The following is a 23,752-nucleotide window of genomic DNA, read 5'->3' as shown; positions in this document are numbered from 1 at the left end:
CGCAAGAGCTGGACGATATTCCCGATCTCCCAGACATAAACTTTTGCGAACAAGGGTATCTTTTCCTTGTCACCAAAGATGGTGAAGCCACGCTGCGTCAGAACCAGAAACTACAAAGCGCGCTGGGTGTTGAGGCCGAACTGATCGACTATGCCGAGGTGCGTCGCCGTTTCCCCTCGATCAAGCGCGACGACATTGTACTGGGCTGTCACACACCAGATGACGGTTGGATTGATCCAAATGCTGGCTTGTGGGGGTTTCGCCGTGCGGCCATCCATCTTGGAGTTCGGTACATTAAGGCCAAAGTGACGGAACTGGATTGCGACAATCGCAAGGTTATCTCGGCAAAACTGGACACCGGCCCAAGTGTTGAAGCGGATTTTTTCATCAACACGGCTGGTCCCTGGGTCAGGCAAATCGCCGAAATGTCCGGCGCGTCCTTGCCGGTTGTGCCGATGTGCCGTGTGCAGCATTTCTGGAAATGCCCGCATCCGATGGAACCTTTGCCTCTGGTCAAGGACGAAAGCGGTATGTTCTTTCGTCCCGAAGGCGACGGGTTTGCCGGGGGGCGGCCCAGCTTCGACATCCCTCCCGGTTTTGTTGACGACATCCATTCCGGCTTTTTCGCCAACTACTTTGAAGACACGATCTGGCCAATGATGGCGGCGCTGGTTCCGAATTTCGAAACGCTGAAACTTCAACGTAGTTGGGCTGGGCATTACGCCCAGAACACATTGGACGGCAACATGATCATCGGAGCATACGATCTGGATCGAGACAACATAATCACGGCCTGCGGGTTTTCGGGTCACGGCATCATGCACGCCCCGGCCGTGGGCCGCGCCCTGTCCGAGCTGGCTTTGACAAGAGCGTATCAGACTATTGACCTCACGCGACTGGAAATTGCGCGAGTTCACAACAATACACCACTGCCTGAAATCGGCATTAAGTAACAGGACGCAGTCATGTTCTCTTTGGACAGCAATATCGCAATCCTTGGGTCCGGGATCATTGGGATCGCGACCGCCTACTATCTGGCGAAAAACCATGGGGCGACCCGGATCACACTGATCGACGAAGATCAGCCTATGGCATTTACCTCGGCCCAATCAGGAGAGAACTACCGCAATTGGTGGCCGCATCCGACCATGGTTGCTTTTACCGACCGGAGTATTGACCTGTTAGAAGAGATTGCACGCGAAAGCGGCAACCGTATCAACATGAACCGGCGCGGCTATGCTTTGGCAACGCGCAGGACCGATATCGACGATCTGATTTGCCAGCTTCATGACGGGTTGGGCGACAGTGCAGCCCGACTTTTGCGGGACCATGAAAAGGGCAGTTCGGACACGTATGCCTCATTCGAAAGTTCGGATTGGGAGCACGCGCCGGTCGGTGTAGACATCCTGCGCAACCAGGATCTGATACGAGATGTTTTTCCTAACTACGACCCCGAGGTCCAATCGGTTATCCACATCCGCCGTGGTGGCGACATAAGCGGTCAGCAGTTGGGTATGTATATGCTCGAATTCCTCAAACAGGTGGGCGCGACGCGGATAGCCGGGGAAATTAAGGAAATCCGCGCTGAGAACGGGTTTCAGGTGGATCTTGCAACTGCCGGTGGCCCGACCACGCTGCGTTTTGACCAGATGGTAAACGCGGCGGGTCCTTTTGCCGACAAAATCGCAGCGATGCTGGGTGTTGAATTGCCCGTTTATCACACATTCCAACAGAAGATCGCGTTTGACGACCGCGTCGGAGCCATCCCGCGCCGGTCGCCTTTTTCGATCGATCTGGACGAGCAGCAGATCGACTGGTCCTGCGAAGAACGCGAAATGCTGCAGTCGGACCCGGACTTTGCCTGGTTGGCTGAGACCATGCCCGGAGCGATCCATTGTCGGCCGGATGGTGGTGACAATGGCAACTGGATAAAACTGGGTTGGGCTTATAACGAAAGGCCTGCACCAGCCTCTCGCGATTTGCCGTTGGACGAGAACTTTCCCGACATTGTGTTGCGGGGGGCTGCGCGTCTGAGGCCTGCGCTGAAAGCCTATTACGGACAGCTGCCGCGCAATATGCATCACTATGGCGGCTGGTACACGATGACAGAAGAAAACTGGCCTCTGATTGGCCGGATGGGCCTGGATGGCGCATTTATGAATTGTGCTATGTCGGGGTTTGGCACAATGGCCGCTTGCGCGGCGGGAGAGCTGTGCGCGGCCACAATGGCCGACGCGGAACTGCCGGTTTATGCGCGTGAATTCTCGCTGGAGCGCTATGACGATGCCGGGCTAATGACGGCACTGCGCGCGGCCAACAAGGGGGTGCTGTGACCCGAATGTGATCCGAGCGGCACCAAGCTGTGCCGGTTGTCAGGTCCTTGCGTGGTGTTTCAGCGGACCACAGCACGCTAAACCGATGGGTAACATGATATTCTGGCGCAATCGCTGAGGCAGCACGTCGCCGCAAAGGGCCATGTGATCGTTCTTGGAGAATGGACGAACTTACGTCAACGTTTAAGGCGCGTGGGTTTACCTCTATCGAGCTGTCGACAAGCACGGCAAAACCCTTGATTTCAAGTTTTCACGCCTGCTCTAAGTCGCCAAATTCTGCTGACTTTCAGGTCCGAATGCTTCCTTGAGTTTTCTGACTTGCTCAGCATTCAACAGGTGAACTGGCATTCCACGCAGTGATACCAATAATTTGGCCGTTTCTTCCAACTCTTCCGCTGCGCAAACGGCCGCAAACAAGTCTTTTCCCGAAACGACGGGACCGTGATTGGCCAAAAGAACGGCACTGTATTTTCCGCCGAGTTTACGGATCAGCTCGCCGGATTTCGGGTCACCCGGCTTCACATATGGGACAAGTTTGACCGTGCCAACACGCATGACCATGTATGGCGTCAGCGGCGGAATACAGTCATTCGGGTCCGTGTCCTCAAGGCATGACAAAGCGGTCGCGTAGGTCGAGTGCAAATGCACCACCGCACCTGCCTGGGGTCTGGTTTCGTAGAAGGCTTGGTGCAGAAAGATCTCTTTGGTCGGCTTATCGCCAGAGACGTGGGTGCCGTCCAAATCAATTTTGGCGATGCGCTCGGGGTCGATACATCCCAAGGTCGAATTGGTTGGTGTCATCAAGATACCGTCGGACAAACGGGCAGAGACATTGCCGGCCGTTCCAACAGAATATCCTCTTGCAAAAAGTGAGGCGCATAATTCCGACATCTGGTGCCGCAATGCCAGTTCTTCAGCATTCATTCACCACCCTCCATCACGCGTAGCGCCTTCGCAAAAAAGTCTGGTGTGCCAAAGTTTCCTGACTTCAACGCCAGTGCGACGGGTTGGGTTGTTCCGACACTCAGTACGGGTACGCCCGGGTCAATTTCCGGACCTATCGACATGGCTGGAGAGCCGACAGTTTCTGATACGGCTTGCGAAACTGCGCCCGACGTCTCCCCTCCGGCCACCACCAAGCGTTTGTACCCGGATTGGACAAGTGCGCGCGCGGTGCTGGCGAACAGGTTGTCTAGCTTTGCCGCCACTGTTTCCTGACCAAACTGGCCTTGGATCGCGCGCACCTCATCCGGGCTTGCGGACGAATATGCCAGAGGCGCTCGGTCAGAGTGTGCCTCAAAGAAATCCAGCAGAGTTTGCGTTGTCACGTCTTCTGTCATTACTCCAGGGACATCGATGGCCAATGTTGGATGAGATTTGGCATGTGTTTCGATTTGCCCGCGCGTGGCACCCGAGCAAGATCCGGCAAGGATCGCTGCCGGTCCTGTGATACCAGCGAACGTGTTGCCCACGCGAATTGAGTCAACCTTTCGTAGGACATTTCTGGGTACCCCCAGGGCGATTCCCGAGCCCCCGGTAATGAGCCTGGCACTCTCCAAAGCATCACCCCACGCCATCAGATCTGCATCCGAAATTGCGTCCCCGATCACAAATCGTTCGCTGGTGCCGGACAGTGCATCGGAAATTGCAGCAGCTCCTTGTCTTACAGCGCCCATTGGCACCAGCCCAACCGCTTCTTCGGTTTGGTGCTGCAACCAATGCCGGATGTCTGCATCTGTCATCGGCGTCAGTGGATGATGTTCCATCCCGGACGCGTTCAACAGCTTGCCATTTACAAAAAGATGGCCCTGATAGACGGTGCGCCCCGTTGTCGGAAAGGCCGGACAGAAAACAACCTTCTGCGCACCCAGCTCGTTCGCAAGTGCTTCTGCAACCGGACCGATATTTCCATCCTTGGTAGAATCGAACGTCGAGCAGTATTTAAAAATGAATTGCTGGCATCCTTGCTCCATCAGCCACCGCAAAGCACGCAGGCTATCCGCCACGGCTTCTGCGGTGGGAGCGGTGCGGCTTTTGAGGGAAATCACACCCGCTTCGATTTCCGGATCCGCAGGAACACTTGGAATTCCCACAAACTGAGCCGTTCGTAATCCGCCTTCCGGCTTCACACCCTTTGCCAAGGTGTTTGCAATATCGCTCGCACCGGTAAAGTCGTCCGCGATTACACCGATCTTCATATCTCGATTTCTCTCAAGGGTCCGGGATCAAGCCGGTGGATATGTGGTGCGACGCCGACAGGAAAAACTTGCCGCACAAGCGGATCATGGCCCGGAACGATCAGCCGGGGATGGGATGCCAACCTCTCGAGCGTATGGAAGCCGTCCATCATATCCTGCAAATCGACCACAATCGGGAAGGCTTTGCGCGCCATGAAGTTCTCATAGTAATGCGAGGCGTCTGAGGCCAAAACCATCCACCCGGCTGCGGTACGTACGCGAACGCATTGCAGCCCCCGTGAATGGCCACCAATACAATGAACCGTAACCCCGTCCGCGATCTGTGCATCACCGTCATGGAATATGACTTTTCCGGAATAGAGACGTTTGATTGCCTCGCAGACATGGCTTGCTGTGAAAGGCGCGCGCAAATGGTCATCGCACATGCAAGAACCGGTTGCGAAGGCCATTTCAGCCGCTTGCATGTGCAGCGTTGCGTTTGGAAACATGTGCAGCCCACCCGCGTGATCATAGTGTAGATGCGTCACGATCACTTGGCTCACAGCCTCGGGCGTGATCCCAAGCGGGCGCAGCGCTTCGCGTGGGTCCATTGCAATGGGACGTCCTCGCGCCGCAGCCTCATCGGCATCGTAGCCTGTGTCCACAAGCAGCACTTCATCCCCGCGCCGCAAAACCCAGACGTAATAGTCCATAGCATGCGGCGCATCGTGGTTGTCATCTATGATGAAACTGTCCGCTCGTGTCCGGGCGTTGCGATCCGCATATTTCACGGCGTGAATTTCCCAATCGCTCATCGAAGGACCTCGGAATACTGTCGAACAACCTTGTCCGCGATCATATCAGCAACCGCTGCGCTGAAGGACTTGAAATGCGCGCTTTCAAGGTGCGTGTCGAAGGCAGCCTGGTCATCATAGATCTCGTACAGAAACACAGTGTCGGGATCATCGGACAGGCAAATATCGAATTGCTGGCAACCGGGCTCCTCACGCAACGACGCCGAGGCATTTTCGGCCATCAAGGGCAGAAAAGCATCTTTCATTTCAGGTTTCAGGGTGAATGTAACAGTAACGGCGAGCATCAGGCAGACAGTCCTTTCAGGCGTAAGAATGCGCGCTTGGCGACAGGCAGTTGGCTAAGGATCAGGGCAATGTTGAGCACCAACAGAATGGCCGCACCGGGCCGCGAGAAGAAAACCGACAGGTCCCCATCTGACAGAAACAGCGAGCGGCGGAAGGTTTCATCAAATAGCCCACCCAGAATGACTCCAATGACAAGCGGGGCGATTGGGTATTTCATCAGGTTCATGAAATAGGCCACCGCGCCAACGCCCAGCATCAGGTAAAGATCATTGATACCGCCACCAACGCTGAACGAACCGATCGTCGTTAGCACCATGACAACCGGCAGGAAGATGGTCTGCGGGATGGCGAGGATCTTGATGAAGACCCGCGCCGTGAACAGACCCATCAGGAACATCGTCAACGAGGCCAGAACGAGGATCGCAACCACCCGAAGAATGATCTCTGGGTCAATTGTCGGGCCGGGGATCACGTTGTTGATCTTGAAAGCCCCCATCAGGGCCGCAGCCGGTGGCGAGCCGGGAATACCCAGCACCAACAACGGGATCAGCGCGCCGCCGATACAGGCATTGTTCGCCGTTTCCGAGCTCAACAACCCTTCCAACGAGCCTTTGCCAAACTTGTCCCCTTCCGCGGACACGGTTTTGCCGACACCATAGCTGACCCAACCGGCAACATCCTCGCCCACGCCCGGAAGCGCGCCCACCCCGGTCCCGATCACACCGGATCGGCCAATTGTCGGAAGGTAGCGCCGTATCGATCTCAGGTTCGGCAGAATGCGCCCTTTCAGGGCCAGAACCTTGCCGGCTTCCACATGCCGCAAGCCTTCGATGATCTGCGGGATGGCAAACGCCCCCATCAACACGGGCACCACCTGAAACCCGCTCATCAGATAAGACCAACCGAAGGTGTAGCGTGGTTCCGACAGCAGAGGGTCGAGCCCAACCATGGCCATCGCAAGCCCGATCAGACCGGCGATCCACCCCTTAATCACCAGATCTTCGCTCATCAATGTGCCCGAGAGCAGAATGCCGAACAGGGCCAGCAAGGCTTTCTCCGGGCTTGCGATGTTCTTTGAGACCAAAAGCAACGCCCAGACGAAAATCAAAAGCGTGATGGTCCCGATGACTGTGCCTATGAAGCTGGCTGTGGTGGTCAGCCCAAGTGCTTCGCCGCCTCTTCCCGCTTTCGCCAAAGGATAGCCGTCCATAGCCGTTGCTGCACTGGCCGCAGTTCCGGGAATGTTCAGCAGGATCGAGGGGTACGAGCCGCCGTAGATCGCGCCGACATAAGCCCCCAGCAGCGCGATCAGCGAATAGTCGAGCGGAATCTTGTTGCCGAAAAAACCCGTCAAAATTGTCACCGCCAACGTGGCCGTCAGGCCGGGCAGCGCGCCGAAGGTGATGCCCAGAAACACGGAACCGACTAGATACAAATAGGTCAGCGGATCCCCTGCCAGAGCCACGAAGGCATTCCCAAAGCCCGCCAGTTGCGAAAGGATAAAATCCATCCGGTCAGTCTTTCCATAACGGACGAAGCGTCACGTAGTAGTGGTATTCGATTTGCTTGAAGATCAGCCCGCCGCGCGCGGGCACGTTCTGCCGGAAAACGAAGGACATCGCGCAAACAAGGATGAGCGGGGCAAGTATTGCCACAAATGGAACGAACCGCAAAACGCGTTCGGAACCCGCCTTCGCCAGCACCAAAAGTGTCAGGGCAGCCCATAACACGAGTGTGACCCAGTCATCATCATGTGCATTCCACTCCGCCTGTGCCCGGAAGCCAAAGAAAGCAAACAGCCCCGCTGCGAAGACGGTGATGCACGAAACCAAAGCGCGTCTCGCGTGACCACCGTAGAAGCCAAAGGTCAACGCCGTGATCAGCAGGCCCGAGCACAGAATGAAGTCCACTCTGGGCACCAGCCCAATGACATAGGCCAAAAGGATCAGGCCGATTGTTGACGCTCGGTAGACCTCAGGACCATCCCACCCGATCCCCACAGCGCTGAGCGCGTTCTTTGCGCCCCCCGACTGAACCGAAATGATCAGCAGAACAAAGGCCAGGACCAGCAGCCCACCAAAGATGAAAAGTGGAACGATTGCAGCCGAGTTATACCAGTCCGAACCACTGACGCCTGCGCGGTTCTCGCCCCAAAGAGGGATGTCCGATGTCTTCCAGAGGAAAAAGACCGAGACTGCCATCAGCACAAGCGACGCCCAGAAATCGCGCGTCCGCATGACCAGTGTTTCGTCGACCTTGCTCATGTCCAGCCTCCCATCAGAAAGGGCGCAGTCAAGCACGCCCTTTCCGCCGTTTCCGTCAAGGCTTCTCGATACCCAGCGACGCCGGATCGACTGTGGCAGCACCTAAATCCTGCAGTGTGTAGGCAAAGGTGGCTTCAAGGTTAGCAAACAACTCTTGCGCTTCTGCACCATGTTGGCCGCCGACATCGTAGTTGTTTGCAGAGGCCCATTCAGCGACGGTGTCAGAGGCAATCGCCTTCTCGAAAGCTTCGCCCAGAGCGGTTTTCACATCATCTCCGGCCGAGCTATGAACGGCAAAACCAATCGCCTGTTTGAGCGGCAGATACTGATCTAGTCCGTCATAGATACTGAACGCAGAGGGCACCGTCGTTCCAGCGATCTGGGCATCTTCCGGCGTCAACATCGCAAGCGGCCTCAACTGTCCGCCTTCGATCAACGGAGCCTGTTCCGCCAACGAGGTCACAACCAGCGCAACCTCACCCGCGATGGCTGCTTCCTGTCCCGGGGCCGATCCTTTGTAGGGCACAAATTTGAACGCGGCACCCGAGCCTTTCTCAATGGCCAGAAGGTTCAGATGGTGAATGGACCCTGCACCCGAGGCGGCAGCCGGAATAGTGCCTGGGGCCGCTTTGGCAGCGTCGACCAGTTCTTCCAGTGTGTTGTACGGGCTGTCCGCAGGGACCGAGATCAGATCGGGCGATCCGCCGACAATGAACGGGTACCAGAAATCAAACTTCTTATCCCAGCCGCCTTGCACGGCTGCGGTGACATTTGACTCGGACAGTCCAACCAAAGTGTAACCATCGTCTGGCTGGTTCATCACATAGACCATACCGTTGGAACCGGCGACGCCACCCGTTTGGTTGATCACGTTGATGGACACCGGCAGATGCTTTTCCATCTCAGCCATGATCATGCGGTTGATTGTGTCGGTGCCACCACCGGCCCCCCACACCACCGCTGTGGTGATATCCCTGTAGGGGTAGTCCTGCGCAGCTACAGCCCCTGCAATCCCGGTCGCCACAGCAGCCGCGGCCGCCAAACGCCCTAGTTTCGATTCCATGTCCAAGTCCTCCCAAAAACATCTTTGCGTTTATTGTTGCATTTATTTACGTATACATTACAGAATGCGTTGTCAACGGACTGTAGCGAAAGCAGTGATCGCGCTATGAATGCGAAACGGGAAGGAAGCGGGTTCAGATGAACAAGAAATACGACATTGCGGTTTTCCACGGAGACGGTATTGGCCCGGAAATTATGGCGCCTACGCTGGAAATCCTGCATCAACTGTCCGACCGGAATCCGGCCTATAGCCTGAACTTCCAAGACGCCCCGGCTGGTGCTGCTCATTACGCGGCGACTGGCGAATCCTTTCCAGCGGGCTCCCTCGAAATCGCGCGTAACGCTGATGCGATTCTGTTGTCCGCGATGGGTTTGCCGGATGTACGCTATCCGGATGGCACCGAAATCTCACCCCAGATCGACCTGCGAAAGCAGCTGGGTCTGTTTGCCGGTGTTCGTCCGGTGAAATTAAACAACGGACAGAAAACGCCGTTGGCCCTACCCAATGGGCATGAGATCGACTTTGTCCTGATACGCGAAAGCACCGAAGGTCTGTTCTTCACCCAAGGCGCAGGCGAAGTCACCGAGCACGAAGCGCGTGAGACCCTTCTGATTACCCGTGACGTTTCCGAGAAGCTTTTTCGCTTTGCCTTCGACCTTGCAAGGAATCGCAAGGCATCAGGGCGTGGTCAGGGCCGCGTGACATGTGTTGACAAAGCCAATGTATTCCGCGCTTTTGCGTTCTTCCGATCCATGTTCGATGCCGAGGCCGCAAAGCATCCCGACTTACAAGCAGACCATGCCTATGTGGATGCCACCGCTCTTTGGATGGTGCAGAAACCATGGGAATTTGATGTTCTGGTCACCGAGAACATGTTCGGCGACATCCTCTCGGACCTGGGTGCGGGTTTAATGGGAGGTCTGGGATTGGCCCCATCAGCAGATATTGGGTTGAACCACGCGGTGTTCCAACCCTGCCACGGATCGGCCCCTGACATTGCCGGGCAGGGTGTCGCCAACCCGTTTGCGATGATCCTGTCTGCCGCCATGATGCTTGAATGGTTGGGCCTGACGCACGATCACCCCGACTTGTCGAAAGACGGTGCCCGTCTCCGCGAAGCTGTGGAAAAGGCAACGGCCAATGGAGGCAATCTGACACGTGACCTAGGCGGCACTGCGGGTACGAAAGAAGCCGCCTCATCCGTGAAGGAAGCATTGCAGGCATGAACACAAAGACAGAAATCAGGGTCGCCTGCGTCGGCGCGGGATATTTCAGCAAATTCCACTACGAAAGCTGGTCCCGGGTGTCGGGTGCTGTTCCCTTAGCTTCCTGCAATCGTGATATCGACAAGGCCAGGGCGACCGGACTTAGGGCCTATGACGAGCTTTCGAACATGCTGGAAGTTGAAAAACCGGACCTTTTGGACATCATCCTTCCGCCCGTAGCGCAAGCCGATGCCATCCGAACGGCGCTGCGCTGTGGCGTCGAATGGCTGATATGCCAGAAACCTTTCTGCTTGTCTTTAGCGGAAGCCGAGCAAATTGTTTCTGAGGCGGAAGGTGTCGGGGCCACGATCGTGATACACGAGAATTTTCGGTTCCAGCCCTGGTATCGTTCGATCAAAAAGGCGCTGGCAGAGGGCAGAATTGGCACGCCTTTGCAGGCGACATTCCGGCTTCGTCCAGGTGATGGGCAAGGGCCAAGCGCCTATCTTGACCGACAGCCTTATTTTCAAGACATGCCTCGTTTTCTGGTACATGAAACCGCTGTACACTGGATCGACACGTTTCGGTTTCTATTTGATGCACCCAATGCCGTTTACGCAGATCTGCGCCGTGTTAATCCCGTCATCGCAGGCGAAGATGCTGGGTATATCCTGTTCGACCATCCAAACGGGCTGACCGCCCTGTTCGACGGAAACCGGTGCCTGGATCATAGCGCTGACAATCTGCGTCAGACCATGGGCGAAGCGCTTATCGAAGGGACTGAAGGATCATTGGTTCTCAATGGAGATGGTTCCGTTGACCTCCGCGCTTTTGGAGAACAAAAGCGGCAGCAACTTCTTTCTCCCAGCGATCACGATGGATTTGGAGGAGACTGCGTCCATGCCTTGCAAAGCCACGTGATTTCGGGCCTTTTAGAAGGCACCCCGCTTGAGAACACGGCCTCGGAGTATCTGGACGTGCTCCGCATTGAAGAGGCTGTCTACCGCTCAGATGCGGAAGGGAGAAAGATAGACCTGGAGAGGCCGTGAAAGAACAGGACAACAAAACGCTTTCCAACACCCAACGCGCTGTCCGCGACTTGCGCCGTATGATCTTGTCCGGAGAACTCGCCGCAGGGACCGATCATCTCGAGTCCGAGTTGGCCGAAACACTTGGCATGTCCCGCACGCCAGTGCGAGAAGCCGCATTGATGTTGGAAAGCAAAGGTTTGTTGGAAATGCGCCCCCGCAAAGGTGTGCGCATCTTGCCCGTTTCGTCCGAGGATATGCGGGAAATCTACGACATCCTGACCGAGCTCGAAAGCCTTGCGGCACAGCGCGCCGCCGAGGCAGGGTATTCAGAAGAAGACCTGGCTGTTCTGGCTGCATCTATCGCTCAAATGGATCAGGCTATTGAAACCGAAGACCTCGAGGCCTGGGCTGAGGCGGATGAGTTGTTTCATCAGGAACTTGTTCGGCTGGGCGGCAATAAACGGGTCGAAGCTATTGTCGCAATGATGAGCGATCAGGTGCGCCGCGCGCGCGCCACAACGCTTTTCATCAGACCTTTGCCGGTTAAGTCCAATGAAGATCACCGAGTGGTGTTCCAGGCGATCAGCGAAGGCCAATCGGACGTGGCGCGAAATCGCCATCGGGAACACCGACGCCAGGCCAAGGCAATGCTATGCGGGATCTTAGAAAAGCATAGACTCAACAGCCTTTGAGCTCTTTGTTTGTCGCCTCGATCGTCATTAGTTCGCGATTCTAAGTTACTGCCAAAACAAACCACGTTTGAAGGTTACGGCAAATAAGATGCCGGTGCCCCACTTCCGATTTGCATGGACAAATGCTGGCGACACCGCTGGTCAGACCATTCGTTTCTTATAAAACCGGACTTCGATCACCCGCCTCTTGATTGAGACGGATGATTACCCAATTGACGCAGCGCCTATTTCTTCCCTGCCACAATCCGATCCAGGATAAGCGCGCAGAAAAGGATCGCCAGACCAGCCAGAATGCCTTGGCCTGCCGCCGCATATTGCAGCGCTTCCAGCACGTCCTCGCCCAGACCCTTGGCTCCGATCAGCGAGGCGACAACGACCATGGCCAGTGACATCAGGATCGTTTGGTTCACACCCGCCATGATGGTCTTGTGCGCCAATGGCAAGTCCACACGCCACAGCAGGTAGCGGGGCGTTGCTCCAAAGGCCAGGGCAGCCTCGCGCACGGTTTCGGGCACCTGTTGCAGGCCGAGGACGGTGAAGCGGATCACCGGCGGGCTGCCGAAAATCATGGTTGCGACCACGCCCGCTGGCTTACCCGATCCGATAAACGCGACAACCGGGATCAGGTAAACGAAGGACGGCATCGACTGCATGAAATCCAGAATGGGTCGCACAATGGCAAAGGCGCGCGGGCGACGTGCACAGTAAATGCCCAGCGGAATGCCCAACGTGATCGAAATCAGAGCTGCCGCCCCCAGAAGGGCAATCGTTGTCATCGCCTTTTCCCAGAAATCCAGCAGGCCCAGATAGGCCAGCGCCGCACCGGTAAAGATCGCTACACGGGGACCAGCGGACAAGTAAGCCAGCATGATGATCACCAGCGCCACCACCGGCCAGGGGGTATCGACCAGAACGACTTCGATCCAGTCCAACAGGGTGCGCATCCCATAGGTCAGCCCGTCGAAGAAGCCGCGTCCGGCGGTTTTGGTCCATTCAAAGACTGCCTGCACCCCATCGCCCACATTCAGACGCCAATCCCGGTTGGTCGGGAAGGTTTTCAGAACAGCCACCGCATCAGGTTGCGCGAACTTGATCATCGACAGGATCACCACCACAGCGGTCAGTACCGTCGCGACAACCAGCCGGGGGATCGACCAGCCGTTGGCGACGCTGGGGTCCGAACGCCAGCGTGCGAACTGTCCCTCAAGCGTCCAGTTGGCCAGAGAGGCCGCCAGAAACTTGACCGCCAACAACAAGACGATCCCGATCACCAGATAGGTGACGCCGGTGGAATCCGCCGTCCGAGCGGCCTCTTGCGCGCCTGCCAGAGCCCCTTCGAGGGACTCTGCCGCGCGCTTCAGGGAATCCAACGTGGCGGACCCTGATTGATCTGCCGCTGCAATTTGCTGTCGACGCAGTTCCAGCGTCTGCTCGATCTGTTCAGCCCGTTCGCGGAATTCGCGACCCAGATCGCCGAAGAGGCCGAGACCAATCTGAATATAGGCCAACGTTTCCAGCACTAGAAACCCAAGAAACCACGACCAAAGCCCGCGTGCCCCGAACCAGATCGGCCCAAGGATCGCCGCCGCCTTGTTCAGCGTAAAGCGATAGCCGGGGGCCTGCATCATATAGGCGAAGGTCTTTTGGTAATAGGCTTGCCCTTGCCCCACGAAATCTCCGATCAGGCCGTTCAGGCGGTCGGCGGTTTCGGGTTGAATTTGTTGCATATCAACATGTTTCATGTCGGTCCCCTTATGCCTGGCTGTCCTGAATCGCACGGATCAGACCCGCTCGGTTGATCACGCCCACCGTCTTGCCATCCTGCGTCACCGCCACGACGCCGTGGCCGTCTACGCAGAGGTTCATCAGGTCGGACAGATCCATATCAGGGTGGGCCTCTTTGGCGTCCTCTGGCACTTCGCCATGGCGGGCTTCGAACTCATCGACCGGCTTCATCACCGCATGAGCAAAGATCATGTTGAGTTTGGAAATCCCGGCCACGAAATCGGCGACATAGTCGTCGGCGGGGTTCAGGATGATCTCTTCCGGCGTGCCGATCTGCACGATGCGCCCGTCTTTCATGATTGCGATGCGATGGCCGATGCGGATTGCCTCGTCGAGGTCATGCGTGATGAACATCGTGGTCTTGTTCAGCTTGTGGCTGAGGTCCATGAACTGGTCCTGCAACTGCTTGCGGATCAAAGGGTCAAGGGCCGAGAACGGCTCATCCATCAACAAAATCTCGGGGTCGGCAGCGATGGCGCGGGCAAGACCCACGCGTTGCTGCATCCCACCCGAGAGCTCGTGGGCGTATTTGTCTTCCCAGCCGTTCAGCTCGACCAATTCCAGCACCCGGTCGGCCTCTTCCCAGCGGCGCGCTTTGCCAGTGCCGCGGATTTCCAGCGGCATCGCGACGTTGTCGCGGACGGTGCGGTGAGGCATCAGGCCGAAGTTCTGGAACACCATGGCAACGCGACGGTTGCGCAGATCGCGCAGGCCCTCGTCATTCAGGCCCATCACATCGTCGCCGTCCAGATAGATATGGCCGTCAGTGGGTTCCAGTAGGCGGTTCACGTGACGCACAAGGGTCGATTTGCCCGAACCCGACAGGCCCATGACACAGAACAGCTCACCCCGTTCGATCTCGAAACTCGCATCAGCCACGCCGACAACACAGTTGAAGCGCTCCAGCACCTCGGCCTTGCTCAGCCCCTCGCTGTGAATGGCGTTCAAAGCTTCCTGCGAGCGCGCGCCGAACACTTTCCACACGCCCTTTGCGTCGATTGCGATTTGCGCTGTCATTTTGACCCCATCGGATTTGTGTTGTGTTGCGCCCCCGAAACCTGGGGGCGCGCAGGTTTTAGTTGGTGGTTAGACCCAGCCAACTGTCGACGGTATCGCCATTGGCAGCGATCCATTCCGCCACGACCTCATCAGTGTCGCGGCCTTTGACCACGACTTCATAGGTCAGGCCGCTCAGCTCGCCCGCATCCATGTCGATATTGGCAAGGAAAGACGCCGCTGCCGGGTTGCGCTGATCCAGCGATTTGGAATGCGCTACGGTCACGGTTTTGACCGGCTCACCCGTGCTGACGTGCGATTTGTTGTACCAATCGGCATCCTGATCCGGCTGCACCATCTTGTAGGTGGCCGCGTCATGCTCGGGTTCTTCCAGAATGGTCACATCATACAAAGCATGGACGTAATGCGGCGCATAGCAGTAGAAAGCTGCGCCTTTCTTCTGGTCGATCTGATCTTTCAGACGCGAATAGAACACGGTTTCATCCTCGGTGGTCGGCGTCAGGAAGGTCTCGATCCCATAATCCCGCACCCGCACTTTAAAGGTGTTGGTCGAGGCCCAGCCCGAAGCACCGACCCAGACCTCACCCATGCCGTCACCATCCGAGTCGAACAGCTCTTGCGCGACCGGAGTCGCCAGATCGTAGATCGAGCGGATGTTGTGATCCTCGACCATGTAATTCGGCACACAGATCCCGGCGCGGCCTTCGTAGCTGCCCGAGGACAGACCCACAGTGCCTTTCTGATCGACATATTCGTCGGTGAAAGAGGACTGGTTCGGCAGCCAGACATCCGGGTGCACGTCGATATCACCGCGCCCGCCATCCATGGCGGCAAAGATCACCGCGTTTGCTCCGGGGGCATAGCCAACCTCGCCACCCAAGCGGGTTTCGATGACCTGCCCGATCACCCGACTCATGATCTTTGCACCGGGCCAGCTGGGTTCACCCACCATGACCTTATCCTGTGCCATCGCCGTCGTTGCGCCCAAGGTCAAAGCCAAAGTTGCTGTAAGCGTCAGTTTTTTCATATCTTTTCTCCCGTTTTGTTGAGTTACATGCGCCATCAGGCGCGTGCCCGCTTGCGTTGCGGGTCTATGAATGGAATGTCCGAGACGGTCGCCCGCAGGCGTTTCATCCGCCCGTCGAGTTGACCGATCTCCAGTTGGGTGCCGTTCTCCGCGTGCTCGACCGAAAGCCGCGCCATGGCGATCGCGTGTTCCAGCGTCGGCGAACGTGTGGCCGAGGTGACTACACCCACCTGCCGCTCTCCTGCGAAAACCGGGGCACCATGCGCAGGCACATCATCGCAACCGATCAATAGCCCTTTGAGTACGCGGCGCGGATCACGCGCATTGCGTTCCAATGCGGTCCTTCCGGTGAAGTCGGATTTGGTCAGATCGACGGCAAAGCCCAAGCCGGCCTCAAACGCGTCGACCCCCGGTGCGAATTCCGCATTAGCCGCGGCCAAACCCGCCTCGATCCGAATGATGTCGAGGGCAGCCGAGCCCATGGGGGTGATCCCAAATTCTTCACCGGCTGCCATAACTGCATCCCAAATCGCGACAGCGTCGGATTTCGAACAGAAGACCTCGTACCCTAGCTCTCCAGTATACCCCGAGCGTGACAACATGAATGGCGCGCCCTCTCGGTCGTTTAGCCGCGCGACTGTGACGCCGAACCATTTCAGATGGTCCAACCCCGGCACATGGGGTTGGGTAAAGGCAATCTTCCGCAGTAGATCCCGCGACTTTGGCCCTTGAATGGCAAGGTTTGGCATTGACCCACGCAGCGCATGAACGCGCACCTGCAACCCGCGTAGGTTCGCAAGTTCCTGCAACGCCCGACCACTTTCCTCGGACCCGCAACACCACCGGAAAATCTCGGGTGCGAGGCGAAACAGGGTGCCGTCGTCTATGACCGCGCCACTCTCGTCACACATCAAGGTGTAAGAGCCTCGCCAAACCGGCAGCTTCGCCACGTTGCGCGTCGTCGCCAATTGCATCAAAGCCTCTGCATCCGGGCCGATAATGTCGAATTTGCGCAACCCGCTCATGTCCTGCACGGTCACTGCTTGTCGGCAGGCCCAATATTCGCCCAATGTGCCGTAGGCCGGATAGCTGACCGGTGCCCACAGATCGCGTGCGGGGGCGAAATGCTGGGTCAGCGGCGACAGGCGGTCGTGAAAGGCGGACTCCTGACTGATCGACATGGGCGCGTCTTCCTTTTCGCGATAGGCAACCGCTCGGCGGATGGGCGTTTCAGGACGGTAGATGCGCACATGCACATCGGTCGGGTTCCAGCCATTGATGGGATCAATATCGTCCGGACAGGCAGTTGAGACGCAGACCAGATCCTCCAGCGCCCGCATGGCGACATAGTCACCGGGCCGCGAGTGGGATTCCTCGGTTAGAATGTGATGGTTCGCCGGGTCAACCCACGTATTCCAGAAGAAATTGATTGCAGGCCAGGCCGCACGTCGCGCAACTCCGTAGGGGGTCAATGCGTTTGACATATTGTCCGAGCAATTCACGTGCCCGGGAAAGCCGCGCTCCTCATAGCCGCGCGCTGTGCAAGCCAACCCGAATGTATCATGTCGCCCGCAGGTGTCCTGCACCACGTTCAGCAGCGGGCGCATTTCGCGATCAAAGAACTTGTCCAGCAGACCGGGGCCGGGATAGGCGCGGCGCACCATTGACCGGGTGGCCGTCGAGTCGATCATCCACTCCTGCCCCTGATCCAGCCCATCGGCGCGCAGAGCCATGAAATCCGAACACTGCTGGCCCTCGATATCGATGATCTGAACGAACTCTCCAGCCTTTAACTCATAGGCCAGCGCGCTACCCCGCTTTACCGTGAATTCATCTCGCGCGTCGCCCAGCAAAGGGGGCAAAATCGGCCCATCGGTCAACGCTGGCTTGTGCAGGACAGTGACACTTCCTGTCGCGTTGCCGTCGATCAGCGCAGAAACGCCAACGGTCTGGATCACCCAGACCGTGACCGCACTGTTCGCACGGAGAATCACCGGCCCAGGCGCATCGACAAACCTGTGACAGGGGACCCGCCGATCTGCACCCCGCGCCGCAACCCAAGCCAAGAGCCTAGCACTGTCAAAATCGCCCCAGTCGATCCAACCTTTTGCGGCCAAACCCAATGCCGCCAAACCCGGTTGCCCGTCGTTGGTGAAGGCCACAATGTCCAATGCCTTTTTTGGACCAAGCCCATCTATTGAAAGCAAATCACCGGGCTGCACGATAAGCCGAACAGCTTCACGAGGAGCAACGATGTGCGGGCGGGCGTCGGACGCTTTCGGAAAGCCCGGGAACAGGCGACCAGGGCCATCAAAGCCCGAGTTCGTGAACGCGTGTAAGACAGATGTTCCCTGCATTTCAGTACCGGATTCTCAAAATGTAACTAGTTACAGAGGTTGATGAAACTAGTTACATATGTCAACTCTTTCCTCAGAAACCCGCCAAACGGACGCGAAAACCCGAGATGCAAAAAGCCCCAGAGCCTAAGAAGCGTGCAAATCTCAGAGATGTGGCAAAGGCTGCAGGCGTGTCCGTTGCTACGGTTTCGCGGGTGTTGAACGAACCGACCGTGGTAAAGAAAGACACGCTGGAAAAAGTTCAGGCCGCCATTGCGGATCTAAAGTTCGTCCCAAGTGCTGCCGCGCGCGCGATCAATTCTGGCCGCACTCGGTTTGTTGGCGCGTTAGTCCCTACTCTGGACAATGCAATTTTTGCCCGGTTTCTCGCCGCGCTGGAGCGTAAACTGTCAGACCACCAATTATCTCTGATCGTTGCGACCACCGAGGCAAATCTGGACATCGAAGCCGAGAAAGCAAAAAGCCTCGTGGATATCGGAGCAGAAGGCCTGATCGTCACAGGCACCACGCACAGCCCCGCATTTCACGATCTGATCGAGCGCACTATGCTGCCAACGATCATCACGTCATTCTTTGATCCAGAAAACCCACTGCCTACGATCGGATATGACAACGCGGCAGCTGCACAGCTCGCCTTGCAACATCTCGCCAATCTTGGTCATCAGAATATCGCCGTCGTACATGGCCCTGTTCAAGATAACGACCGCACACGTGAACGTCTCGCCGGTCTCAGAGCCCTTCCATTCAATGGCAAGCTCTTGACCTTCGAGACAGAGATCAGCCATCAGGGCGGAGCGGATGTTGCCAAACACATCGGCGGTCTGCGAACCAAGCCGGATGCAGTTCTGTGCCTTTCTGACGTCGTTGCCTTGGGCGTCTTGCTGGGTCTTCAAGCACAGAACATTACAGTGCCGGACCAGATCTCCATGGTGGGCGTCGATGATCTTCCAACTTCAGCTGTGACTGTGCCAAAATTAACCACCGTACATCTGCCGGTTTCTCAGATGGGAGAGCGCGCCGCGAACGCGCTTGCCGGATGGATCACAAAACAACAAGTCCCCAATTCCGAAAAGCTGGAAACGCATCTAGTAGTTAGAAACTCCACAAAGAGACGCTGATATGAGTGAGTCCGAAGCGGAACGGTCGCATGGTCCTTTACGACGACGCGCGGTCCTAACACTCGCACTGGACTAGCGTGCACCCCATTGGTTCAGCGTCGTGTGAGCTACCGATACACCGCTCTCACCTATGATTTCCTCCAGGTTACGGTATGAAACACCATATCGAACGTAGAAGAAGATCGCGAATAGGAACAAATCCTTCGGATATTGCATACACCTGAAAGAAATCATGAACTGACTTTCGGCTGATATACGCCGGCTGCTATTCACTCTCTGCGTTCTTGAGCGTCAATGGCAAAGAATTTGCAACAGATCCTCCTGAAGCTCCTGCAGCAGTTGCTTTTGTTTTTTGCCGGAAGGGGCAGTGTGCTCGGGGTCACGTTCGCCCTCGAATCCAAGCTGCGCTCGGTCGAGTGACAGATCCACGTCTTCCGAGAGCCGATGAATCACAGGCCAATGATGCACAAACAATCAAATTGGAGCAGTCAGATGAGGTTGCTCACGTGCAAAATCTATTTGTGAATGTCGCCTTTGGGCTGCCATCAGCCAACCGCGCGCACCGCATTGAATGACCACTTCGATCCCGAAGCAGACGTACAGCTATCCACTGAATACGGAACTGCACCATGTAAAACGACAAAAAATCATCTCGTTGTATCAACCCGATGCCGAAGGACAGTTTCCTTCCAGAGCGACGAAATCCTTGACCAAATTTGATACCGTGTTCTTCAATGCGAAGAAAGTTCAAGTGCTCGGAAATTGCGACTCGGTAAACTGCAACGGCCAGCTGGACAAAGGGATGCATGCTGGTGCGTCGCATGCGATGGTTCTGCAGCCGCTGCACGCGAAAGGATCAAATGTCTGATATCTCGCGCTGGCTAAAGAAACATGGCTTGTCCAAGTATGCTGGGTCTTTTGCAGAGCATGAAATCGAACTGGGTGATCTAACCGAATTAACGGACAAAGATCTCACTACAATCGGACTTCCCCTAGGTCCGAGGCGCCGTTTTATGAAAGCAGTTCGAGCCGATGCAAAGGGAGAGGCTTACCCGCACAACACTGCGTTAGGTCCCGCTATCGTCGCAGAGCGTAGGCAGCTTACCGTAATGTTTATCGATTTGGTTGGATCGACTGAGATATCCCAGCGCGTCGATCCGGAAGATCTGGCAGAAGTACTTCGACTGTTCAAAGAAACCTGCGCCGCGTCTGTCGCCGCTTTTGATGGCCACATCGCAAGTTACTATGGTGATGGCATTATGGTCTTTTTCGGATTTCCTCACGCGCACGAAGATGACCCAGAGCGAGCCATTCGTGCAGGTCTTCGCATTATCGAGGAAGTTCCAAACATCCGCACTCATGCGAAACTGAATGTCCGAATAGGTATAGCGACCGGTTTGGTTGTTGTTGGCGATTTACGTGGCGAAAAAATGTTTGAGGATGGTACGGCCATGGGCGAAACGCCAAACCTTGCCGCGCGTCTTCAGGCAATGGCAGATCCCGGCACAATGATTGTTGCCCCAAGCACGCATCAGCTGGCGGGTGATGCCTTCGAATATGTTCTGCGTGGTGCATTCAAGCTCAAAGGTTTTGCTAAAGAAGTTGAAGCCTGGCGAGTGACAGGCGCGCGAAATACAGTCAGCCGCTTCATGGCGCTAGACAACGTGTTACTTAACCCATTAATCGGTCGCACTGCAGAATATGAAACCCTCCATGGAAAGTGGAAGTTGGCAAGTCTCGGTCAAGGGCAGGTCGTGCTTGTGTCCGGTGAACCAGGAATCGGCAAGTCTCGATTGGTCGAAGAACTAAGGCAGAATATTCCGAGGGTGTCGCACACTCAAATTCGCTATCAGTGTTCTCCCTACCATTACGCGAGTGCGTTTTATCCGGCCATTCGTCAATTTGAGAATGCTGCAGGCCTTCGCGCCGACGATTCAAACGACGTGAAACTCAAAAAAATATCCTCCGTTCTGAGTGATCAGTCCAACCATGCCCTGAAGCTAGCCGCGTCTCTTCTTTCGGTTCCATTCGAAGACAAATTGGGGGCATTGAATCTGTCCCCGCAGCAACTTATGGATCAGACGTTAGAAATGTTGCTGGGCAATCTGACTTCGCAAGCTGAGAAGAAACCTGTGTTGCTCATGTTTGAAGACGCGCATTGGATTGATCCGACAACTAAATTACTGCTTGATCGAATTGCCGACCGGATTCGAGACCTTCGGGTGTTGGTTGTGATGACATTCAGACCTGAATTCGATCCATCTTGGGCATTGCAATCCAATCTTTCGAAAGTGGTCTTGAAGCAATTGAACTTTCATCAGGTCAAAAACATTGTGGACGAAGTTGCCAAAGGTCAGTCGATCTCTGACGAAATGTACGATCTGGTCGCCGCCAGATCTGACGGCGTCCCGCTATACGTCGAAGAAGTGACAAAAGATCTTTTGGAATCCGGGGCAATGACCAAAGGAAGGGACCCATATTCGATGGGTGGGGCTTCTCCGGCAAGCTCGGTTCCCAGCACGTTGCATGATGCGCTTATGGCGCGACTTGACCGACTGAGCTCCGTCAAGGAAGTCGCCCAAATCGGAGCGGTTATTGGATCTCAATTTTCGTATCCGTTGATCTCTAAAGTGTCTCGCATCAGCGAAAAGGCATTGCGCGCGGGATTGGAGCTTTTGGTCGACGCAGGCATCGTTACAGTTTCTGAAGAAGAGAATCTTGAAACGTTCAGCTTTCGTCACGCCCTAATTCGCGACACTGCTTATAACAGCCTCTTAAAGAGCGAACGCCGGGTCTTGCACGCTCGTGTTGCGCGCACGTTAGATGGCAAATCAACCCACATTGGCGATGCCAGTCCGGAAATTCTGGCTCACCACTACACGATTGCGGGGATGAGTAAGGAGGCCATCGACTGTCGCTATCTCGCAGGCCAGCGCGCAGTCCAACGTTCTGCCAATATTGAGGCAGACACACAACTGTCCCTGGCGATCGAACAGTTGAACCAACTAACCCATAGTGTTGAACGGGATCGAAAAGAAATTGAGGTTCAGGTTCTCAGAGCAGGTGTTTTACGTTCGACTGCAGGAATTGCAGCTGATGAAACCGGGACTGTTTACGCAAGAATACGCGACTTGTGTGAGCGGGTGGAAGAAACAGAACATTTGTTCCCGGTTTTGAATGGTTTGTATTCCTTCCATTTGGTGCGTGCTGAGTATGATTTAGCCAGAAGTGTCGCAGCGCAATTGTTGAATTTGGCGGATTCAACTGGTGAGACACAGCATCAGATGGTGGCTCATCGAGCCATGGGTGCAGTGCTGTTTCATATTGGGGTACTAAACCCTTCATACGAGCATTTGACTAAAGCGATAGAGCTTTACAGCCGGAAACGTGATGGACATTTGGCCTACATCTACGGATCAGACCACGCAGCGATAACTTCGTGCTTTTTGAGCATGGCTGTATGGATGCGCGGTGAGCCAGACAAAGCACTTGAAATACAGAAAAAAGCGGTTGCTGCGGCACAAAAACTGGAGCATGCGCACAGCATAGCACAGTCGTTAACCTACCTGTGTATGCTTTATCTCCTGCGCCGCGAACCTGGACAAGTCGTTGAGGTCGCAAATCAGTTGGAGGAGCTGTCTTCAAAACACTCGTTCACCTTCATGTCGTTGACTGCAACGCTCTGGAGAAGCTGGGTGGACGCCTACCTTTCCCCTGGGCCGGAAAACATCCATGCATTACGAGAAGCATCGGAAGCTTGGTGGGCCAGCGGAGCAGGGAATTATAGGCCTTTCTTTTTGACGCTGATTGCGGAACTAACGTTGAAAACGGGTGATCGGGAAAGTGCCTTACAGTTGTTAGCCGAGGCGCGCAGGTACAAAAGCCTTACAAACGAAGGATGGGCGGAAGCTGAGACAGACCGGGTTTATGCTCTAGCAATTTCTGAAAGTCGGGTCGCCGAAGAAGAATTTTGTGAGGCTTTGAACACGGCAAAACGACAGCAAGCAAAGATGTTCGAACTTCGGATTGTTGTAGACTACATTGAGAGCTGCCAAAAATTTGTACAGACGCCCTCTCCCAATTTTGGCGTAAGTGCTGTCTTAAAAAAAGTCACAGGAGGAGAGCAAACAGTCGATGTGATCAACGCTCAAAATCTGCTTGATCAGACGATTTTAAGCTAACTCTCAAAGGTTTATAGCGGTGCAGTTGGGTAGGTTAGAACTCATACTCGGACCTTAATTTGTGTTAGTCTGATTGAGCATTCGACAGAAACTGTATCCAGGAATATCCGACCCGCGCTTCTTCGCAGGTTACTGTAAAGCGAACAGTACTGAACTCCGCTCAATTTCCGCGCTGCCCGAAAGTGGAAATTCATGCGGCGTGCAGCGAAAGTCGATCCATACATCCCCAAACATCTGGCAGAGCCTGCTTGCTTTCAATCTTGGCGTCGAGATTGGCCTGGTCGCGATTATTCTCGCGCTCTGACCTGCCTTAAGAATGTGTCGGCGCATGAACTCCAGTGTGTGGATGTTCCTAAGGCGGCCATTACTGTATTTCGCAGCGCGTGCTCGCCGCATGAAAAT

Annotated in this window: 21 protein-coding genes and 2 pseudogenes; 10 read left to right on the top strand and 13 right to left on the bottom strand. The window is 55.7% G+C overall.

Annotated elements, in window-relative coordinates; translation table 11 throughout:
* The 3 genes and pseudogenes from AC2FNU_RS16315 to AC2FNU_RS16305 form a co-directional block, all read left to right on the top strand.
* On the top strand, window positions 1–953 hold a 953-nt coding region (locus AC2FNU_RS16315), incomplete at its 5' end, for an NAD(P)/FAD-dependent oxidoreductase (RefSeq protein WP_496790355.1).
* A gap of 12 nt (window positions 954–965) precedes the next feature.
* Window positions 966–2,333, top strand: coding sequence for an NAD(P)/FAD-dependent oxidoreductase (locus AC2FNU_RS16310; protein ID WP_496790354.1), 1,368 nt, complete (start codon window positions 966–968; stop codon window positions 2,331–2,333).
* A 50-nt stretch (window positions 2,334–2,383) separates the two neighbouring features.
* A pseudogene (locus AC2FNU_RS16305) lies at window positions 2,384–2,586 on the top strand (DDE-type integrase/transposase/recombinase); the annotation flags it as partial.
* An 8-nt stretch (window positions 2,587–2,594) separates the two neighbouring features.
* Here AC2FNU_RS16305 and otnC read toward each other — a convergent pair.
* The 7 genes from otnC to AC2FNU_RS16270 are packed head-to-tail and all read right to left on the bottom strand — an operon-like array spanning window position 2,595 to window position 8,937.
* A complete protein-coding gene (gene otnC / locus AC2FNU_RS16300; RefSeq protein WP_496790353.1) occupies window positions 2,595–3,257 on the bottom strand; it encodes a 3-oxo-tetronate 4-phosphate decarboxylase in 663 nt (220 codons plus the stop codon).
* Complete coding sequence (otnK, locus tag AC2FNU_RS16295) at window positions 3,254–4,531, bottom strand: 3-oxo-tetronate kinase (RefSeq protein ID WP_496790352.1); 1,278 nt, start codon at window positions 4,529–4,531, stop codon at window positions 3,254–3,256. The genes otnC and otnK overlap by 4 nt, the downstream gene beginning before the upstream one ends.
* Entirely contained in the window at window positions 4,528–5,325 is a 798-nt protein-coding gene (locus tag AC2FNU_RS16290; RefSeq protein WP_496790351.1) for an N-acyl homoserine lactonase family protein, read from the bottom strand. The genes otnK and AC2FNU_RS16290 overlap by 4 nt, the downstream gene beginning before the upstream one ends.
* Entirely contained in the window at window positions 5,322–5,609 is a 288-nt protein-coding gene (locus AC2FNU_RS16285; RefSeq protein WP_496790350.1) for a putative quinol monooxygenase, read from the bottom strand. Before AC2FNU_RS16285 ends, AC2FNU_RS16290 begins: the two co-directional genes overlap by 4 nt.
* Window positions 5,609–7,120: a tripartite tricarboxylate transporter permease gene (locus AC2FNU_RS16280; RefSeq protein WP_496790349.1), complete on the bottom strand. Its 1,512-nt coding sequence runs from the start codon at window positions 7,118–7,120 to the stop codon at window positions 5,609–5,611. The genes AC2FNU_RS16285 and AC2FNU_RS16280 overlap by 1 nt, the downstream gene beginning before the upstream one ends.
* Window positions 7,121–7,124: 4 nt before the next feature.
* Window positions 7,125–7,874 carry a hypothetical protein gene (locus AC2FNU_RS16275; protein ID WP_496790348.1) on the bottom strand — a complete coding sequence of 250 codons (750 nt, stop codon included), beginning with the start codon at window positions 7,872–7,874 and terminating at the stop codon, window positions 7,125–7,127.
* Window positions 7,875–7,929: 55 nt separating this feature from the next.
* The gene (locus AC2FNU_RS16270; protein WP_496790347.1) at window positions 7,930–8,937 is read right to left on the bottom strand and encodes a Bug family tripartite tricarboxylate transporter substrate binding protein; all 1,008 of its coding nucleotides are present in this window, start codon (window positions 8,935–8,937) and stop codon (window positions 7,930–7,932) included.
* 137 nt (window positions 8,938–9,074) lie between these two features.
* Here AC2FNU_RS16270 and AC2FNU_RS16265 point away from each other — a divergent pair, with 137 nt between their 5' ends.
* From AC2FNU_RS16265 to AC2FNU_RS16255, 3 genes are read left to right on the top strand one after another with little or no spacing between them, the layout of a single operon-like run.
* On the top strand, window positions 9,075–10,163 hold the full coding sequence (locus AC2FNU_RS16265) for an isocitrate/isopropylmalate dehydrogenase family protein (RefSeq protein WP_496790346.1): 1,089 nt from the start codon (window positions 9,075–9,077) through the stop codon (window positions 10,161–10,163).
* The gene (locus tag AC2FNU_RS16260; RefSeq protein WP_496790345.1) at window positions 10,160–11,191 is read left to right on the top strand and encodes a Gfo/Idh/MocA family protein; all 1,032 of its coding nucleotides are present in this window, start codon (window positions 10,160–10,162) and stop codon (window positions 11,189–11,191) included. The genes AC2FNU_RS16265 and AC2FNU_RS16260 overlap by 4 nt, the downstream gene beginning before the upstream one ends.
* Window positions 11,188–11,865 carry a GntR family transcriptional regulator gene (locus AC2FNU_RS16255; protein ID WP_496790344.1) on the top strand — a complete coding sequence of 226 codons (678 nt, stop codon included), beginning with the start codon at window positions 11,188–11,190 and terminating at the stop codon, window positions 11,863–11,865. Before AC2FNU_RS16260 ends, AC2FNU_RS16255 begins: the two co-directional genes overlap by 4 nt.
* 224 nt (window positions 11,866–12,089) lie before the next feature.
* Here AC2FNU_RS16255 and AC2FNU_RS16250 read toward each other — a convergent pair whose 3' ends face one another.
* Genes AC2FNU_RS16250 through AC2FNU_RS16235 form a run of 4 tightly spaced genes read right to left on the bottom strand, consistent with a single transcriptional unit; the run spans window position 12,090 to window position 18,051 of the window.
* A complete protein-coding gene (locus AC2FNU_RS16250) occupies window positions 12,090–13,607 on the bottom strand; it encodes an ABC transporter permease (protein ID WP_496790343.1) in 1,518 nt (505 codons plus the stop codon).
* A 10-nt stretch (window positions 13,608–13,617) separates the two neighbouring features.
* The gene (locus AC2FNU_RS16245; protein WP_496790342.1) at window positions 13,618–14,667 is read right to left on the bottom strand and encodes a quaternary amine ABC transporter ATP-binding protein; all 1,050 of its coding nucleotides are present in this window, start codon (window positions 14,665–14,667) and stop codon (window positions 13,618–13,620) included.
* Window positions 14,668–14,725: 58 nt separating this feature from the next.
* On the bottom strand, window positions 14,726–15,694 hold the full coding sequence (locus AC2FNU_RS16240) for an ABC transporter substrate-binding protein (RefSeq protein WP_496790341.1): 969 nt from the start codon (window positions 15,692–15,694) through the stop codon (window positions 14,726–14,728).
* A gap of 35 nt (window positions 15,695–15,729) precedes the next feature.
* Window positions 15,730–18,051 carry a DUF1989 domain-containing protein gene (locus AC2FNU_RS16235; protein ID WP_496790340.1) on the bottom strand — a complete coding sequence of 774 codons (2,322 nt, stop codon included), beginning with the start codon at window positions 18,049–18,051 and terminating at the stop codon, window positions 15,730–15,732.
* Window positions 18,052–18,158: 107 nt separating this feature from the next.
* Here AC2FNU_RS16235 and AC2FNU_RS16230 point away from each other — a divergent pair, with 107 nt between their 5' ends.
* Window positions 18,159–19,169, top strand: a complete 1,011-nt coding sequence (locus AC2FNU_RS16230) for a LacI family DNA-binding transcriptional regulator (protein WP_496790339.1) — start codon at window positions 18,159–18,161, stop codon at window positions 19,167–19,169.
* Window positions 19,170–19,253: 84 nt separating this feature from the next.
* On the opposite strand, the pseudogene AC2FNU_RS16225 reads toward AC2FNU_RS16230, so the two are convergent.
* Window positions 19,254–19,403: pseudogene (locus AC2FNU_RS16225) on the bottom strand (IS6 family transposase); the annotation flags it as partial.
* A 60-nt stretch (window positions 19,404–19,463) separates the two neighbouring features.
* Here AC2FNU_RS16225 and AC2FNU_RS16220 point away from each other — a divergent pair.
* The 3 genes from AC2FNU_RS16220 to AC2FNU_RS16210 all read left to right on the top strand — a co-directional run bounded on the left by AC2FNU_RS16220 (window position 19,464) and on the right by AC2FNU_RS16210 (window position 23,350).
* Window positions 19,464–19,589: a hypothetical protein gene (locus AC2FNU_RS16220; RefSeq protein WP_496790338.1), complete on the top strand. Its 126-nt coding sequence runs from the start codon at window positions 19,464–19,466 to the stop codon at window positions 19,587–19,589.
* A 151-nt stretch (window positions 19,590–19,740) separates the two neighbouring features.
* A complete protein-coding gene (locus tag AC2FNU_RS16215; RefSeq protein ID WP_496790337.1) occupies window positions 19,741–20,037 on the top strand; it encodes a hypothetical protein in 297 nt (98 codons plus the stop codon).
* Entirely contained in the window at window positions 20,030–23,350 is a 3,321-nt protein-coding gene (locus tag AC2FNU_RS16210) for an adenylate/guanylate cyclase domain-containing protein (RefSeq protein ID WP_496790336.1), read from the top strand. The genes AC2FNU_RS16215 and AC2FNU_RS16210 overlap by 8 nt, the downstream gene beginning before the upstream one ends.
* A 129-nt stretch (window positions 23,351–23,479) precedes the next feature.
* Here the strand turns inward: AC2FNU_RS16210 and AC2FNU_RS16205 are convergent.
* Window positions 23,480–23,752: hypothetical protein (locus AC2FNU_RS16205; RefSeq protein ID WP_496790335.1), on the bottom strand; the 273-nt coding region annotated here is incomplete at its 5' end.

The organism is Ruegeria sp. BHSB064 (assembly GCF_059613205.1).
The sequence above is the reverse complement of the archived record's forward strand: the minus strand, read 5'-3'. Positions and strand labels throughout refer to the sequence as shown.